A 17,860-nucleotide genomic window follows, 5' to 3' on the forward strand; every position below is an offset into this window, starting at 1 on the left:
GCCGGTGTTCACCTTCAGCGACCCGGGCAGGCCCTACAGCATCGACTACTTCAACTCCCGCGCACAGGTGCAGCTGGGGGTGAGGTATACGTTTTGATAAAACTGGGGGAGGAACATCCCGGGCCGGAGCAGCAGCCGGCCCGGGTATTTAAGGGAATTATACTTCCCGATGACTCAGCGATCGCGTTGGTTGATTGCCCGGCGCCAGCTTAGTCTGCGCCAGCTTAGTCTGCTTTGCCATCGGTAATGCAACCATTGGATGCCGATGACACTTGTTGTATATACTTATAGAGTACCCCCTGCGTTATTTTCGGCGCTGGCTTCACCCAGGCGGCACGCCGCCGCTCCCAGGCTCCCTCATCCAGTTCGGCATCGATGCGGTTATTCCGTACATCAATGGTCAGTAGATCTCCTTTCTCAAGTAAAGCAATCGGCCCGCCCTCACTGGCTTCGGGTGAAATATGGCCAACGACAAAGCCGTGTGTGCCTCCAGAAAATCGCCCATCAGTAATCAGGGCTACGTGTTGGCCGAGCCCAGCGCCCATGATGGCAGCCGTAGCCTTAAGCATTTCCGGCATCCCCGGCCCACCTTTGGGGCCCACATAGCGGATGACCACGACATCACCCTTCCGGATCAGTCCGTTTTTTATGGCTCCTACGGCTTCATCCTCGCTATCGAATACGCGGGCAATCCCTTTGAAAAACTCGCCTTCTTTTCCCGTTATTTTGGCTACGGATCCCGCAGGCGCCACATTACCGTAAATGATCTGCAGGTGTGCGGTGCGTTTAAGCGGCTTGCTTAAAGGTGTTAGGATATTTAACGCATTATTCCAAGGTTTGATGCCTTCGACGTTTTCACGGAGTGTTTTGCCGGTTACAGTTAGGCAATCGCCGTGAAGCAGTCCTTCATCCAACAGGATTTTCAGAATGGCCGGTGTACCCCCGCTGTCGTGTACGTCTTCCATCATGTATTTGCCGCTTGGCTTTAGATCCGCAATGAGGGGCGTGTGGTTACTGATGTACTGGAAGTCGTCCAATGATAAGGGTAGACCAAAGGCCTTCGCAATGGCCAGATAATGCAAGACCGCATTGGTGGAGCCGCCGAGCGCCATAACGACCACCAAGGCGTTTTCCAATGAACGACGCGTAACGATATCACGGGGTTTGAGGTCAAGCTGAAGCAGGTTTTTGATGGCGGACGCCGCCGCCACACACTCCTGTTTCTTTTCTTCACTGGTTGCGGGGTTCGACGAACTGTAAGGCAGCGATAGCCCCAGCGCTTCGATCGATGAAGACATAGTGTTGGCCGTATACATACCGCCGCAGGCACCGGCACCGGGACATGCGTTGCGGATGATTTCATTGAGTTCCTGCTGGTCAATGTGCCCCGCTACCTTGGCGCCATAGGCTTCAAAGGTGGAAAGGACATTGATTTTTTCTCCTTTATGTCGGCCGGAACGGATACTTCCACCATAAATCATCAGGGCCGGCCGGTTGAGCCTGCCCATGGCGATGGCTGCGCCGGGCATGTTCTTGTCGCAGCCCATGATGGTTACCAACCCGTCGTACCATTGGCCGCCCATGACGGTTTCAATGCAGTCTGCAATGAGATCGCGCGAGGGTAAAGAGAAATTCATTCCGGAGGTACCCATGCTGATAGCATCGCTTACACCAATCGTATTAAAGGTCATGCCGTTCAGATCCAGCGCTTTCAGCTCTTTGGCTACGATGGCAGCGAGGTCATTGAGGTGCATATTGCAAGGGTTGCCGGAGAATCCAGCGCTGGCTACACCGATTTGTGGAAACCGGATGGTTCGCTCATCCAGTCCGGTAGCATGTAACATCGCCCGGGAACCGGGCTGGTCTTCGTTTTCAGTGAGTTTACGGCTAAATTTGTTCAGAACGGAATCCATAAGTAATCATTACTTCGTGTATCGTGAGGGTTATCGGATTATTCGGGTATGGCTGTGCCGCCTGTATCGCTTGATAGGTAGGCAGCCTCAACCAGTCGCATGGTATCATACGCGTGCTTGACCGATGTCACATGCGGCGAAGCGGGGTTTTCAATGGCGCATTGCAGGTCTGCCATAGCAGCGATGAACGCATCGGGATACCAGGCGCCCCGAATAGGGGCAGTTATCCAACCTTGCTGCGGCTGATCGGACAGAAAGTATTCAAATCGGTCTGCTTCCCCTTGGGGGAAATTGATGTTTTTGCCCAACGTGGCTTTAATGGCTCCCTGCGTGCCTTCCCATTTCACGAATGAGTCTTGATGGGCAATGCCGAACGCATGTCCGTGATTGGTGTTCACAAAGGCGCGGATAGGCTGCTCGTAATCAAACATGATAACCGAACGCGTTGAGGCCAGTTGCATCTGCATTGGATGCTGGTAGGTTTTTGCATACACTCGTATTGGCATGCCTAGAAAATACCGGATCATGTCCATGTAATGGATGCTGTGATAAAGCATCTCCATCCGGGGTAAGCCGAACAGGAAATCCCAGAGTTCCCAGGGATGATGGATATTCATCCGGATTTCCATGTCATGTAACTTGCCGATGGCGCCTTGTTCGATGAGCCTTTTAGCGGCGATGACCGATGGAATAAGCTTCATCTGGAAATTGACGCTGGCGGTGAATCGCTTGGCCTCACAAAGTTGCAGGATTTCCCTGGCCGCCCCGAGATTTTCTCCCATGGGTTTCTGCATCAGTACGTTTGCGCCATCTGGCAGTTGCCTGAGGATGGCCAATAGCTGTGATGCGGGTACGGCAATATCGTAGACGGCATCGGCCGGGGTGTTGGCAATCAAGGCGTCAAGCGAATCGTAGACATTAGGAATTTCGAATCGTTCGGCTAAGCGGTCGGCTTTGTCGACCTGACGGTCGTGGATGCCGAGAACATGCCAACCGGTCTTCCTATAGGCGGGCAGGTGTGCCTCTTCCACAATGCCACCAGCCCCGATAACCACAATGGGGAAGGACCGGATAGGCCGATTAAATGAGGTGGATAACGTGTAAGAACTCATGGTGTTAATCAATCTGGTAAAACGTTAACGCATTTTGATAAAATACCTGATGCCGCTCCTCGGGGGTAAGCTGTTCACAGAGCCGCAAGGCGGTTTCCAACCATTGGCGATAGGATGCGGCCAGTGTAACCACGGGCCAATCGCCCCCGAATAGCACTCGTTGGGCTCCAAAATGCTCCAGCACCGTTTCGACGTAGGGCTGCAGGTCGGCCAGCGTCCAACGGTTCCAATCGGCCTCCGTTACTAAGCCCGAAAGCTTGCAATAAACGCTAGGGTTTTTGGCCAACTCGACAATGTGAGATTTCCACGAAGGGAAGGATCCGGCCCTTATGGCGGGCTTGCCGAAATGGTCAAGCACATAACGATTGCCGGGTTGCCGTTGCACTAACCTGACCGCTGCGGGCAATTGGTGCGCCTTGACGCACAGGTCGAACGAAAAATTGTAGGTGTTAAGCAGCGCCAGGTTACGGATGAAGGTGGGGTTATCATACAACGAATCCGGCTCTTCCTCCAACCGACGGATGCCTTTTACCAACCTGCTGGACGAGAGTTCCTGTAGCCGGGCTTCGGCATCCGCTTCTTCGAGCGGAAAATAGGCGACAATGCCAACGATGCGTGGGTCCAGCGCACCAAGCTCGCATACGTAGTCCACTTCCGTACCGTACTGATGCGGTAGGCACTCGCATTGCACAAAAATCAGTTTCTCAATGGGAATTCCCGCCGTTGCCCTCCGGTACTCGGCTAATCCGAACGAACGGTTGATGGCAGGGACATCCGCCAACCAGGGGTAGTGCATCAATGCCAGGTCCCAGAAATGCACATGGGAATCCGTGAACCTGATGGGATAATCGTTGGTGTTTACTATCGTCATAAAAAATTGGTTAAAGGTATAATGAAATGAAGGTTGCCGGTGATACTGAATTGACTAGTATATGTATCAAATTGATGAATTGGTAATCCATAGTGAAATTTAAGCTATTTTTGATGGATTATTGATGTTATCAGCGTAAAATTACGGCGACTCTGTTAAATAAATACCATGAAACCAATTTATGCCAAGCCCCCCATAGGAAACCGCGCGGCTTTTCAGGTGCGGAAAGATTACCTGGATGTCCTAGATACCAAATGGCATTATCATTCCGAGTTTGAGTTGGCTTACATCAGTTACCCATACGGTAAACGCATTGCCGGAAATAGCGTTGCACTTTTTGAAGACGACGACCTGGTATTTTATGGGCCTAATTTTCCGCATGCTTGGGCGCATGAGCCCAAGGAAGGGGGCGAGCAGTCTACCTATAACAACGGGTTGTCTCATTATGCCATCGTGGTGCATTTCAGTGCATCTTGTTTCGATGATTCCTTTTTTTCGATCCCAGAAATGGTTGCCATCCAGACCGTGCTGCAGCGAAGTGCACGTGGGTTGTTGGTCTACGGTGAGTCGCGGCAGCGTATCGCACAATGGATGAAAGAACTACTGGAACATACCGGAGCCAAGCGGGTTATTTTATTGCTCCAGATTCTGGAGGAATTATCAAGGACTCCTGAAACAAACCTGCTGTCTTCCGCCGGCTACTGGGATAACCTGAATGAACACGATATGGTTCGGATGAGTGGTATCTATGAGTACATCACCCAAAACTTCACGAAAGACATCGCATTGGAAGACATTGCGGCCCAAGCCCATATTTCCCCCTCGGCATTCTGCCGGTACTTCAAGGCACGCACCAAACGGACACTCAAGGAGTTTGTGAACGACCTACGGATCAACTATGCTTGCCAATTGCTCGAAGAAAACAGACACAGCATCACACAGATCTGTTTTGAAGCCGGCTTCAACAATATTTCCAATTTCAATAGGCGCTTTAAGGAAATGAAGGGAATCACGCCGCAACAATACCGGATGAATATCCGCAACATATACAATAAGGTTACTGCAGCACCTAGCCAACCTTAATTGAAGTCAAAAAAATACTGATTGTCGCCAAATCCGTACTGGTCTGGATGGAACGATAAGGCGTTCTTTGTATAGCGTTGCTAACCGCTTTCAGGAAGATCAATTGTTATTTGGTAACCTATATTATGAAGAAATATGATTCGTATTTACACTAGCCTTTTGGTTCGGATTGTTTTCGCCTGTTGTTTTCCCGCAATGGCGTTCTGCCAGGAGCCGCCTGTAATTAAGGGAAACGTCGTCGATGTGGTGGGCGATGGTATCCAAGGGGTGAGCGTGCAGGTAAAGGGCACGTCAAAAGGTACCGTATCCGACAACAATGGTGCGTTTTCGATTTCATTAACGGGTCAGGAACCGGATGGTCTGACACTGCGCTTTTCTTCCGTGGGGTATATCACCCGGGAACTGCTGATTGGTAAAGAAAGGGAAATCAGGGTCGTGTTGGAAGCCGACGACAGCAGCCTGGATGAGGTAGTCGTGGTGGGGTATGGGCAGCAACGGAAAGTAACCTTGACCGGTTCGGTATCCTCGGTTTCGGGGACCGAGTTGGTGAAGCAGCTTTCTCCTGATTTTGCTGGGTCCTTGAAAGGAAGACTGCCAGGATTGACGGTGGTGCAGTCCACCGGTATGCCGGGGGCCGACGATGCCGCGCTATACCTCCGGGGAGTAGCAACGACCAACGGGGTCTCCCCGTTATTGCTTATCGATGGGGTAGTTTCAGAAATGAGCGAATTGCGGCATTTGGATCCCTTTTCTGTAGCGAATGTCAGCGTATTGAAAGACGCGTCGGCTACAGCGGTTTTTGGTGTAAGGGGAGCCAATGGAGTGATTATTATCACAACCAAACGGGGTGAATTAGGTAAAGTAAATGTCAGCGTATCGTCCGACCAAAGCTTGCAGGAGATGGCATACCTTCCGGATCGGCTGGATTCGTACGATTATGTCCACCTGCGCAACGAGGCGCTGGCGAACGAAGGGATGCCGCTGGAATACTCGGATGAATCCATAGAAAAGTTTGAAAGTTGGCGCACGGGAAATCCGGTGGATCCGTATTGGCATCCTAACAACAATTGGGTGGATATCTTGTTCAAGCGGTTTGCGCCGATGTCGCGATCGAATATTAATTTAAGCGGTGGAACCGAACGTTTGAAGTATTTTGTGAGCACCGGATACCTGACACAGGGCGGCTTGTTCAATGTAGAGCCGAAGGAACAGCTGAAGTACGATGCACAGACGAAAGTAAATCGCTATAACTTCCGTGCAAATGTTGATTTTACGATTAGCAAAGCCATAACGGCTTATGCAAACTTATCCGCGCATATCGAGCGGGTGAACAATTCCAACCTGATCAATGGCCAATTTGGCTTTGCCACGTTATTCGTGGACGCGTTGACGAGCAGACCGACGAACGTAGGCCCATTGTCCCAAGAGGGCGTTCCGCTGTACATTAACGGGGAACTGCAACCGCTCGAACCGGGCCGGATCGTGTCCGACCGGTACGGTACGGGATCTTCATATGGAGACCTGAACAGACAGGGATACAGCCTAGGCACCAGGTCGGGGTTCAATGGCAATTTCGGGATGAACTTCGATTTGGGAACAATTACTGAGGGACTGGACTTCCGGGCGTCGGTGGCGCTGACCACCACGGGGGTAACCACCATGAACGGCACGAAAAATTACGTGGTATTCAATTATCAGGACCTCATACAGGATGGTGAACAACAACGGGTCTATGTGATAAATCGAGGGAATGAGGTCGAAGATAACCCGCTATCACTTAGCAAATCAGCCAGAAGCTCAATCCGTGCAAATTTCCAGGGACAATTGAACTACAATCGGTCGTTCGGTAAACATAACCTGGGTGGACTGGTGCTCGTACAGCGGGATTACTGGGAGGTGGCGGAAGGTTCGGGCTACCAAGCGCCTTATTTGCCGTTTAATGTGTTGGGGCTATCCGCAAGGACAACTTATGGTTACGACAACCGTTACCTATTTGAGTTCAACGCGGGCTACAATGGTTCTGAACAGTTTTCACCGAAAAAGCGATTTGGGTTTTTCCCGGCATTCTCCGCAGGATGGGTGGTTTCCAATGAGCCTTTTTTCGCGAGGGTCAACGGAGTATCCGAGCTTAAAATCCGGTATTCTTTCGGGTATGTAGGCAACGATCGGTTTGGTTCTTCGAGGTTTCTTTACCTCGATAACCTCGCCGTAGGTAGCTCTGGATTGTATGGAAAGGATATACCCTCGTTAGGTGGCTCGGGTAATAAAATCAATGAGACCATGATCGGTAACCCCAATATCACATGGGAACTTGCTCAAAAGCAGAATTTAGGCCTAGATATATCGGCGCGCAACGGCTTGTCGTTCACAGGGGACTTCTATGTCGAAAATCGATCGAATATCCTGCTGACAAGGCAGTCGGTACCCGCTTTCCAGGGGCTGCCGTTGGGCGCCATGCCTGCATTGAATATCGGTGAGATCAGGAACACGGGGTTTGAACTGCTGCTCAAATATGACAAATCCTTTAACCCGGATTTTTCATTGAACTCCAGTGTCAATATAGGCTATAACAAAAACCGCGTCGAATCTTTCGATGAACCACTCCGCACGGAAGACTACGTTTATCGCAGAAGAATCGAGGGCTTCTCTTTAGGCCAGCAGTGGGGATATAAAATTGACTACTCAACCGACCCCGAACGAGGAAGGGACGGTTCAGGGTTCTTTAACTCCTATGAGGATATCGCCAATTCAGGGCTCAACTATCAGATCGGAACACCAAGACCCGGCGATTTCATCTATGTAGACCAGAATGGCGACGGTTTGATAAACGATGCGGATATGGTACCTATCGGTGCTTCCAACCTGCCGAACACCACTTATGGGATACAATTGGACTTCCGGTATAAGAATTTCGATGTTTCTTTTTTGGGTCAGGGCGTAGCCAGCGCCTCTAAGTATTACGAAGGACCTGGTATTTTTGAAGAAATGGGCTCTGCCAGCTTCTATCCCTGGCAATTGAATCGGTGGTCGGAAGAACGGTACCAACGTAGGCTCCATGGGGAGGACATCGCTATTACACATCCCCGCCTGGCCACAACTACTTCATCTAGCCACATCGCCAACGACTATTACATCATGAGCATTGCCTATTTCCGGTTAAGGAATGTATTAGTCGGCTATACGTTGCCCGAACGGTGGACCAACCGCTTTGCACGGACCGTCAGGATATATGCCAACGCCACGAACTTATTTACGTTCCATGGCTTGCGGATGAATAGTTTTGATCCTGAGCAGGCCAATGGATTTGTCTATCCACTGATGAAGAATTATACGCTTGGCGTCAATGTTAACTTTTAATAACCCTAAAAATATGCAACGGATAAGAAAATACCTCATATTGGTGTTGATCAGTGCGTCGCTCGCATTTTCGTGTAAAAAGGTGCTGGACGCTACGCCGGACGGACGCATTTCTTATGAAGATGTATTCCAGGATCCGGAGTTGGTCAGGGCACAGTTTAACACATGTTTCGATCATCTGCCGCTGAAAGGATTGAACTACTTTTTTTTCGCAAATAATCCGGTGGGGCTATCCGATGAAGCGTGGTATACCCGCACCTCCGGCCCATTGACGGATGCGTATAACGGAAGTATCTCCGCTTCCAATAACTCGCTGGAAACCACTGCGGCCTTAAACTATCCATGGGACGGTGATTTCTGGGCTTCTTATTATAAGCAGATTCGGTTGACAAACCTCTTCATTGCAAATATCGGAACAGCGAATGTAGATTCGGAAGAAAACCGCGACCGCTGGAACGCAGAAGCTCATATCTTAAGGGCTTATTTCTATATGGAACTCCTGAAATGGTATGGAGCGGTGCCGCTGACTACGTCTGTCATACCTATTGACGCGGACTATTCGCAGTTTGCTAAGGCAAGCTATGTGGACGTATGCAGGCAGATCGTAGCGGATTGCGATGTGGCGCTGGAATCGCAGCACTTGCCCTGGCGACTGATCAGCGGGAATGAAAGCCATCGGCTTACCAAAGGGATTGCCGCTGCCCTGCGCGGCCAGGCGGCATTGTTTGCTGCAAGCCCCGCTCATAATGGGGGCGAAGATCTCTGGGAATGGGCATATGAGGTGAATAAATCGAGCGTAGAGCTTTTGCTTCGAAACGGCTACGAGCTGTATGATCATTATAACGTCGGTGGAAATTATACCAGCGCTTATCAGGAGTATTTTGCTCAAAATCCCGATTACTCCGCCACTCCGAACGACCGGGAGACGATTATGGAGAATTGGCGTGCTTCAATGGATTATTTTGATATCCAAACTTTGCCAATCCTCGGAGGGTCCTTCGCCGGCAACGTGCCAACGCAGGAGTTGGTCGATGCCTTTGATATGCTCGAAACCGGGAAGCCTGTCCTGCACTTGGAGCGGCCTTATCTCGATGAGCAGCACTTGCAACCCAACTATGTGCCGGATTCGGGCTACGACCCCGAAAATCCATACGAGGGCCGCGACCCCCGGTTCTATGCCTCTATCTTCTACAACGGCAGTACCTACCGTGTGGCCGGGTATCCGAATAACACGGCAAACATAGAAACGTTTGTGGGCGGAAACTGCGGCCTCGACCTGACCAACGAAAAACATACCCACACCGGCTATTATTCGCGAAAATTCTACTTTACAATGTACTGGCCGGCGATGTTCCGTTTTGTGGACGGAAAACCGCGGATCTTCCGTCTCGGAAGGTCTTTCCTGGATTTGGCCGAGTGCGCGGCAGAGACGGGAAGGCTGACCGAAGCAATGGAATACGTGAATAGAATCCGCCATCGTGCAGGTTTTTCACCTCAGGTTGACAAGGCCGCGTCCAGCATAGAAGAAGCCAGACTGATCGTAAGACACGAGCGCCGGGTCGAACTGCATTATGAAGAGGACCGTTATTTTGATGTCAGAAGATGGACACCTTTAGATCAGGATATCCAGGAGGAAAAATTCGTCACCGGCATGAGGATTACCAAACAAACTGACGGTACATTTAATTATCAACGCTTTGTTCTGGGCCAGGGGGGAGGCCGGCCAAGCAAGGCAAACTACGGAAAAAAATGGCATTTTTTTCCGATTCCTCAGTCAGAAGTTATTAAGCTGGAGTCTGTCACCAATACACCTTGGCAGAATGCAGGGTGGTAATCGAGCATTGAAGAAGATGAAAAGTCAAAAATACAACATCGTGCCGCGTATCAGGTTATATGTGATGCTGTTGCTCCACATAGCGGCGGGGGCTGAGGCTAGAACAGTTTACGTAACCGCGGAAGACTCCATCGGCTATCGGATGACCCATGGGCGGGCGACTGATGAATTCGGAAAGCCAGTCAGACATGTACTGATCCGGTTCGCGGATCAGCGTAGCTTTGTATCGCTGACCGATAAAGACGGACGGTTCTCGATCCGCCATCCGGTTGATATCAAGCACCTGCAGGCTACGCATCCCGATTTTCTCAGTGCACGAATCGATCTCGTACCGGATACTGATTCCCTGCAGGTGGTGCTGCGTGCGGACAACAGCAAGCAGGGGGAGGTGATAGCCTTGCCTTTACTGTATGAGTCGGATCGAAGATACGTGACCGGGGCAGTATCCCAAGTACACGGGAGTGAATTGTTGAAAACCCCCGCGGCCAGCTTGTCTTCCACTTTGGCCGGTCGTTTGCCGGGAGCCATGGTATCGCAAAGTTCCCAGCAACCTTATGCCGATGGCGTGTCCCTGCTGGTTCGCGGTAGAAGCACGATAAATGGCAACGCACCACTGATCGTGCTGGATGGTGTGCCTTCTCCGCTGTTGGATTTGAGCATGGTCAACACCGAGGAAATCGACCGGATTACCGTGTTGAAAGATGCGGCCGAAACGGCGTTTTATGGGTACCAGGGGTCAAATGGCGTGATTTTGATTTCTACAAAGAAAGGACTGAACGCCGGAACCGAAATTTCGTTTTCAGCAAACCAGGCGGTTCAAGAGGCGCTCGCGAAACCAACCTTGCTGCCTTCTTGGGAGTATGCTTCTTTACGCAACCAGGCCACACGGAATGACGGGATATCCACATTGCCATTTACCGATGAGCAGATTGCACAGTTTAAGAACCCCGATGCGAACAGGGACGTATTTCCTGATAACAACTGGTACGATGAATTCCTGAAAGATTACGCATCGCTGAGCCGCTACAATGTCAACATCAGAAGCGGGACGGAGCGCGTTAAATACTACCTGAATGCGGGCTATATGCAGCAAGGGTCTTTGCTAAAAACTATTGAACAGGAACGCTACGACCCCAAATACGCGCTTGAGCGGTTTTCCGTGCGTGCAAATGTGGATGTCAACGTGCTTGATGGACTGGATGCGTTTCTGTACCAGTCAATTGTCATCGACCGTAGGAACAGACCCACGGTCGGGTTGGGGGGCATTCTATCCAGTATATTTGCGCTGCCAGCAACCGAGAACGGACCGCTGACACCCGATGGCCATGTGATCGCTACCCAGTTTCAGGATACCCCGCCCTATGGACAAATCAATATGGGCGGATATCGGCGGGAAACGATAACAGACTACCACGGTACGCTGGGCCTGAATTTTGACATGGATTTCATCACCAAGGGGCTCAGTGCCAAATCGTACTTGGCTTTTGAAACCAAATACTTTGGAACGATAAGCGGAACAAAGGATTATCCGCGCTACATTCGGGATGGGGTGGTACAGACGTCCGATGGGCGGGATAGCGTCGTGTTTGTGCCGTATGGGACTAACGTTGAAAGACCACTTTCCTTAAGTAGAAATTCTTTCTTTGGCTACTTCCTGAATTTCAATGGCATGTTGAATTATGAACGGACATTCGCAAACGACCATCGCATTGAAGGGGTGGTCAACTATTTCGCACAGAACTATACGACGGTCACGACCGGAAGCGCTCAGGATATCATTCCGTACGATCGGATTTCATTGGGGGGTAAGGTGAAATATGCCTTTAAATCGAAGTACATTGCGCAGTTCACTGCGGGGTACACTTCGTCCGATCAGTTTGCACCGGGTAGGCGCACCGGTTTTTTCCCCGCGATTTCCGCCGCGTGGATTGCATCGGAAGAGGATTTCCTTAAACCATCAGCGGATTGGCTGTCTTTTCTGAAACTGCGGGGTTCGTTCGGACTTACCGGTAACGACCAATTACCCAATCCGAGATTCTCTTACCTCGATTACATCACGTCCACTTCCGGCGGGCCAATCGCCGGTCTGTTTATCGGTAGCTTGACCCGGGAAAACAGCATCGCTAACCCCTTCGTACGCTGGGAAACGCAAAGGCAGCTGAATTTGGGCGTGGATGTCGGGCTGTTCAACAGCCTGTCGATCCGGGTGGATGTATTCAAACAGTCGCAGACCGATATATCCACGCAAAATAATCTGGTACCGGCTATGGGAGGCATACCAAGCGATGTCTTTCCTTACCTCAATACCGGATTGATAGAAAACCGTGGCGTGGATGCCGAGATTGATTTTACCAAGCAGGTGAGCCGAGACTTCCGGGTGTTTGTGACGGGCAATGTGCTGTTTGCCAAAAACAAAGTGTTTGATATCGGCGAATTGAATCGGAGCAGCAGCGGATTTTATTACCCTTATCGGTCCACAGGCTTCTCCATAGGGCAGCATTTCGGTTATTTGATCGATTACAGCAACGGCAATGGGTATTTTAACAGTCAGGAGGAGATCGCCCAAAGCGGTTTGCGGTACGACGGGCGACAACCGCGTCCGGGTGATTTCATCTACCGGGACCTTAACAACGATGGCGTGATCGACAACCGCGACGAAGCGCCTATTGGACGGCCGAGCATTCCGGAACTGGCTTACGCAGGCACCGTCGGATTTGAGTTCAGGAACGTTGATTTTTACCTTCAGTTCCAGGGAATCGCACGCGCATCCAGGTATTACAGCGGTGTGGGGGTGATGGAGCACGGGGCACGGGGACAGTATTTCCCTATACACCGCGAGGCATGGACGCCCGAGCGATACGCTAATGGGGAACCCATTGCGTATCCGGCACTTTCCACACAAAGTTCATCCAGCCTGCGTATCAACGATTTTTTTATCCGGAACAGCGACTACCTCCGATTGAAAACTGCGGAACTGGGGTATACTATTCAGCGCGTTTTCGGGAAACAGAATGGGGCAAACATGCGCGTCTTCGTCAACGGCCAGAACTTGTTTACGTTTCACTCACCTATCTTTGAAGGGATAGATCCGGAGGCCGGAGCATTCACTACCTATCCGATATACCGGACGTTCAACGCAGGCCTGGGCCTACAGTTTTAGCTTTAAGTTTTTTATGATGAGAACAAGAACAGTTAACACAGCGATATCGGCGATGATCTTTTTCGCCGGAATGCTTTCCTGTACGAAAATACCGGAGTACTCGGATGGGCGTGTCTCCTTGGATGAAGTATTCAGCAGCTATCGGAAGACAGCCGGCTACTTAAATCTTTGTTACACAAAAATACAGCCTCAGGGCGGGTTCTATGCCGGCAACTCATTCCTGGCGAGTTTCAGTGATGAGGCGGCCCATGTTTCAGAGATCAACAACAGTGTGCACCGGCAATGGTGGCAGGGCTTGCTGACGCCATTTTATAATCCCGTGGAAACCAATACTAGTTCCAATACCAATTGGTGGGCCGGGCATTTTGAGGGGATACGTTATTGTAACGTTTTCCTGGCCAATATTGATACGGCCATGGTGGCCGGAGAGTCGATTAGACAGGGTTATAAAGCACAGGCACGGCTGCTACGTGCCTTTTATTACCTGCAACTCATTAAGCGGTATGGAGGCGTTCCCGTCTATACCGCGCCACTGCCGGTCGACTACGATTACTCCTCCGAACAGCGGCCGCCGTTTTCTGCTGTGGCCCAGTTTATCATCGACGAGTGCAATGACGTGCTGGAAAACGTGCCCAATGAAGCGATGGGCTGGATACAGGGCGACACCGATTTCCAACGAGGAATGTTCTACAAAGCGGTCGCGGCTGCGATGAAATCTCAGGCAGCCCTGTTTGCTGCGAGTCCACTGTGGAATGATGGAACCATCACCTGGCAGGACGCTGCGCGGTACACAAAGGAAGCATTGGATCGCTGTCTTGAAAACGGATTCAAGTTGTATGACGCGGCGCCAGGCACCACAGACGGCTATGATGCGTTTGACATCTATTTCCGGACAAGGGCCGACGTTAACCGGGTGAGGGACCGGGAAACGATCTATGAAGTAAACCGGCAGCTGAACATTTACAGTTATAACGGTTTGCCGTTTACTGACGGTATTGTAAGCTCCGGAGACAATCCCGTTCAGGAATTGATCGATGCTTTCGAAACGATAGATGGCAAACCGATATTGGATCTTACTCGCCCTTATTTGGACGCCAATCATCTGCAACCCAATTACAATAGCGAGAACACACTTTATAATCCAGCTGCTCCCTTCGAAAACCGCGATCCAAGGCTTCGGGCTTCCTTTTATCACCACGGCGCACGTTTTGATTTGCGGAATGCGTCGAGTTTTGTTTGGATGCACGCCGGAGGTAATGCCGCGATCTCGGAGAATGACCTGAGACACACGCGCACGGGCTATTACCTCCGGAAATTCGGCAATTTCACGTCCAGCCGTACGGGCAATAATGACGGGTATTTTAAGCTGTACCGCTTAGCGGAGCTATACCTAAATTTCGCTGAGGCTGCTAATGAAGCGGCAGCAGGAGGGTTAGCTCCGGGTGATGCTGTAGATGCATTGAACATAGTGAGGGCACGTGCCGGGATGCCTGCTATTGAGGCAGGAATCGATAAGGAAACCTTTCGCCTGCGGATTCGGAATGAGCGCCGGGTGGAACTGGCCTATGAAGAACATCGGTTCTTTGATGTCCGGCGCTGGAAAATTCTGGACGAAACGGATCGTGTGGTTACCGGAATGCGCCCCATTGCGGAGCCGGATGGTACATTCACCTATGAACGCTTTGTTATTGACCATAGCCGTGCCGCAGTGACAGATAAGTACCTGATTTTCCCGTTGCCGGGAAACGAGGTGGCTAAACTACAGGAGTTGACCGGCTCGAATTGGCAGAACCCTGGGTGGTAGTATTGGAAAATAAAGACTAAAAATGCATATTTCAATCATTGCTGTTGTTCTTTTGGCTGTAAACGTAAGCAGCCTCGCTTCTACCCGGATAGGAAAAACCGGCCTCATCATTTCTAACCTGAAAACCGCTTACGCGGAAAACCCCATCGGGCTTGATGAAATGAATCCGCAGTTCAGCTGGGTACTTCAGCATAGCGGCAGTAACGGCATGCAGCAAGCCTTTCAGCTCCTTGTCTCTGACGATTCACTGGCGTTGGCTCGTCATGAAGGCAATATGTGGGATACCGGTCGGCAACGTTCAGCCCAATCGGTAGGTGTCGTATACGCCGGCAAAAAACTGGAAAGCCGGAAGCGATATTACTGGAAAGTGAAGGTTTGGGACGATGCTGCGGGCGAGGGCGTCTGGAGCGACCCTTCGTTTTTCGAAATGGGATTGCTGGATGAATCCGAATGGCAGGGGGACTGGGTAGGTTATCCCTTTGGGTGGGCAGGAAAGGTGCTGTATTTCCGGCATGTATTCGCATGTGAGAAGGAAGTGGCAAGGGCCCGGCTATACGCTTCGGGCATCGGATACCATGAGATACGGCTGAATGGCGAGAAAGTCGGAAAAAACGTGCTTGATCCGGCAAAAAGTGATTACTCCAAACGTATCTATTACACGACACATGACATCACAGAGCGGCTCAAGGAAGCAAATGTAATACTGATTTCCGTTGCCCCGGGCTGGTATGGTATGCCCAAGTTACGGTTGCAAATGGTGGTTGATTATGCGGATGGAACACAGCAGCGCATTTCGTCCAGCGATATCCGAAAAGTAACGCTGGGACCGATCGTACGTTCAGGCATTATCGATGGGGAGGAATATGACGCCAGAAAAGCCCGCTTCGATGAATGGGATTTACCCACCGATACGATCATCAAAGGGCTGCCGAACAAAACCTGGGGGTTCGCCCATGTGGTTGAACCCCCAGGCGGAAAAATGGTGTCACAGCACCAGGAGCCGATTCAAGTAACGGAATCTTTTCATCCGGTCGCTCTTGTCGAAACCTCGCCGGGTGTGTATTTGCTAGATGCCGGCCAGAATATGGCCGGCTGGCTTTCCATCCGCGTAAAAGGCAAGGCAGGTTCTGAGGTGACCATGCGGTTCGCAGAAACCATTTATGAAGATGGGCGGGTAAACCAGGAGAATCTGCGTACTGCCGAAGCGACGGATCGTTATACCTTGAAAGGAGGCGGATACTATGAACGATGGGAACCTGCTTTTACTTATCACGGGTTTAGATATGTTCAGGTGGAAGGACTGGATTATAAGCCGGATGTGCGTGATTTCACGGTGAAAAAAGTGCGTTCCGCCGTGGCCGATGTCGGACAGTTCAAAAGCAGTGATAGCCTGCTGAATGCCATTTGGCTCATGGTGAAACGGACGGAAGCCAGTAACCTGCATAGCGTTCCGACAGATTGCCCGCAGCGCGACGAGCGGATGGGCTGGTTAAATGATATGACCGTACGCATTGAACAAGCAATTTATAATTTTGACATGTCGCGGTTTTATGCCAAGTACTTGGCCGATGTATATGATACACAGGACGAACAGGGACGCATTACGGATACTGCGCCCTATAAAGTGGGTGGCCGACCAGCAGACCCGGTTTCAGCCAGTTATCTGCTGCTGGCACTCAAAAGTTACGATTATTATGGAAATCGGCAGATCATCGATGCGTATTACTCAGGACTGAAAGCGTGGGTCGATTATTTGCAGACCAGAACCAAGGATGGCATTGTCGATTACAGTTACTATGGCGATTGGGCTCCACCGGCTGAATTTGGTGTGGCTGGTGTAGGTTATGGAGCGGTTTCGAAAAGTACGCCGGGCGACCTGATATCAACGGGATTCCTATACTATTGTGAGAAAATGATCTCACGTATGGCAGCCGTATTAGGAAAAAACGCAGATGCACGAAACTATGCAGATTGCGCCGAGAAGACCGCTTTGGCATTCAACCGGAAGTTCTGGAACCAGGAGTCAGGGGGCTACGGTACGAATAACCAGGCGTGTAATTCGTTTGCATTGGTTATGGGGTTGGCCGATGGAGACCGAAATGCGCGTACGCTGGAAAACCTGGTCAATGATGTGATTGCCCACGATTATCACCTCACGACCGGAAATATTGCTACCAAGTACGTGCTGGAGGCCCTGACCGAAGGGGGATATGTGGATGTGGCTTATAAAGTAGCGACCCAAAAGACCTATCCTAGCTGGGGGTATATGCTGGAAAAGGGCGCAACGACACTTTGGGAACGGTGGGAATACGAAACAGGGGGATCGATGAATTCGCACAATCACCCCATGATGGGATCCGTAGGCTCGTGGTTGTATAAATACCTATTAGGCATCGTTCCAAACGAGGAACATCCGGGTTTTGAGCAATTCGTTGTGCGGCCCTATATTCCCAGCGGTCTGGATTCGTGTGCAGGGTCGTATGAATCCATCCGGGGAACGATCGCAGTTTCATGGAAAAAACAAAGAAGTCGGATTACACTGGACGTTACCGTACCGGGGAATTCGTCGGCAGCCATCTGGGTACCGGTTTCAACATTGAAAAATTTAACAGTGGATGGGGAACCCTATGAGAAGAGTAAACATGCGGAGCTGCTTCGGTCTGAAAAAGGCGGTGTTGTATTTCAGGTCAACGCGGGGAGCTTCCGGTTTGAAGGTCGTTTGTAAA

At 50.8% G+C, this 17,860-nt stretch carries 9 protein-coding genes; 6 read left to right on the top strand and 3 right to left on the bottom strand.

From position 1 onward, the window contains the following. Nucleotides 1–224: 224 nt before the first annotated feature. From ilvD to BM030_RS16105, 3 genes are read right to left on the bottom strand one after another with little or no spacing between them, the layout of a single operon-like run. Nucleotides 225–1,913 (bottom strand): dihydroxy-acid dehydratase, encoded by a 1,689-nt coding sequence (gene ilvD / locus BM030_RS16095; RefSeq protein ID WP_090974638.1) that lies wholly within the window; start codon nt 1,911–1,913, stop codon nt 225–227. A gap of 38 nt (nt 1,914–1,951) precedes the next feature. After that, the gene (locus BM030_RS16100; RefSeq protein WP_090974639.1) at nt 1,952–3,025 is read right to left on the bottom strand and encodes a Gfo/Idh/MocA family protein; all 1,074 of its coding nucleotides are present in this window, start codon (nt 3,023–3,025) and stop codon (nt 1,952–1,954) included. A gap of 4 nt (nt 3,026–3,029) precedes the next feature. Then, the gene (locus BM030_RS16105; protein ID WP_090974640.1) at nt 3,030–3,896 is read right to left on the bottom strand and encodes an amidohydrolase family protein; all 867 of its coding nucleotides are present in this window, start codon (nt 3,894–3,896) and stop codon (nt 3,030–3,032) included. Nucleotides 3,897–4,064: 168 nt separating this feature from the next. On the opposite strand from BM030_RS16105, the gene BM030_RS16110 reads away from it, so the two are divergent. From BM030_RS16110 to BM030_RS16135, 6 genes are all read left to right on the top strand, one after another. Beyond that, nucleotides 4,065–4,979, top strand: a complete 915-nt coding sequence (locus BM030_RS16110; RefSeq protein WP_090974641.1) for an AraC family transcriptional regulator — start codon at nt 4,065–4,067, stop codon at nt 4,977–4,979. A gap of 195 nt (nt 4,980–5,174) precedes the next feature. Further along, nucleotides 5,175–8,336: a SusC/RagA family TonB-linked outer membrane protein gene (locus tag BM030_RS16115; protein ID WP_170845778.1), complete on the top strand. Its 3,162-nt coding sequence runs from the start codon at nt 5,175–5,177 to the stop codon at nt 8,334–8,336. A gap of 13 nt (nt 8,337–8,349) precedes the next feature. After that, the gene (locus BM030_RS16120) at nt 8,350–10,170 is read left to right on the top strand and encodes a RagB/SusD family nutrient uptake outer membrane protein (protein WP_211657635.1); all 1,821 of its coding nucleotides are present in this window, start codon (nt 8,350–8,352) and stop codon (nt 10,168–10,170) included. A 16-nt stretch (nt 10,171–10,186) separates the two neighbouring features. Continuing rightward, nucleotides 10,187–13,330, top strand: a complete 3,144-nt coding sequence (locus BM030_RS16125; RefSeq protein ID WP_170845779.1) for a SusC/RagA family TonB-linked outer membrane protein — start codon at nt 10,187–10,189, stop codon at nt 13,328–13,330. A gap of 13 nt (nt 13,331–13,343) precedes the next feature. Then, on the top strand, nt 13,344–15,134 hold the full coding sequence (locus BM030_RS16130) for a RagB/SusD family nutrient uptake outer membrane protein (protein WP_211657636.1): 1,791 nt from the start codon (nt 13,344–13,346) through the stop codon (nt 15,132–15,134). A 22-nt stretch (nt 15,135–15,156) separates the two neighbouring features. Continuing rightward, nucleotides 15,157–17,859: an alpha-L-rhamnosidase gene (locus BM030_RS16135; RefSeq protein ID WP_090974645.1), complete on the top strand. Its 2,703-nt coding sequence runs from the start codon at nt 15,157–15,159 to the stop codon at nt 17,857–17,859. Nucleotide 17,860: the final 1 nt, after the last annotated feature.

This window comes from Parapedobacter composti (genome assembly GCF_900112315.1).
In the GTDB taxonomy this organism is placed as follows: domain Bacteria; phylum Bacteroidota; class Bacteroidia; order Sphingobacteriales; family Sphingobacteriaceae; genus Parapedobacter; species Parapedobacter composti.

What these genes read in the sequence shown, in the direction of transcription:
- ilvD (WP_090974638.1), bottom strand. Translation starts at nt 1,913, where the DNA reads ATGGATTCCGTTCTGAACAAATTTAGCCGTAAACTCACTGAAAACGAA.
- BM030_RS16100 (WP_090974639.1), bottom strand. Translation starts at nt 3,025, where the DNA reads ATGAGTTCTTACACGTTATCCACCTCATTTAATCGGCCTATCCGGTCC.
- BM030_RS16105 (WP_090974640.1), bottom strand. Translation starts at nt 3,896, where the DNA reads ATGACGATAGTAAACACCAACGATTATCCCATCAGGTTCACGGATTCC.
- BM030_RS16110 (WP_090974641.1), top strand. Translation starts at nt 4,065, where the DNA reads ATGAAACCAATTTATGCCAAGCCCCCCATAGGAAACCGCGCGGCTTTT.
- BM030_RS16115 (WP_170845778.1), top strand. Translation starts at nt 5,175, where the DNA reads ATGGCGTTCTGCCAGGAGCCGCCTGTAATTAAGGGAAACGTCGTCGAT.
- BM030_RS16120 (WP_211657635.1), top strand. Translation starts at nt 8,350, where the DNA reads ATGCAACGGATAAGAAAATACCTCATATTGGTGTTGATCAGTGCGTCG.
- BM030_RS16125 (WP_170845779.1), top strand. Translation starts at nt 10,187, where the DNA reads ATGAAAAGTCAAAAATACAACATCGTGCCGCGTATCAGGTTATATGTG.
- BM030_RS16130 (WP_211657636.1), top strand. Translation starts at nt 13,344, where the DNA reads ATGATGAGAACAAGAACAGTTAACACAGCGATATCGGCGATGATCTTT.
- BM030_RS16135 (WP_090974645.1), top strand. Translation starts at nt 15,157, where the DNA reads ATGCATATTTCAATCATTGCTGTTGTTCTTTTGGCTGTAAACGTAAGC.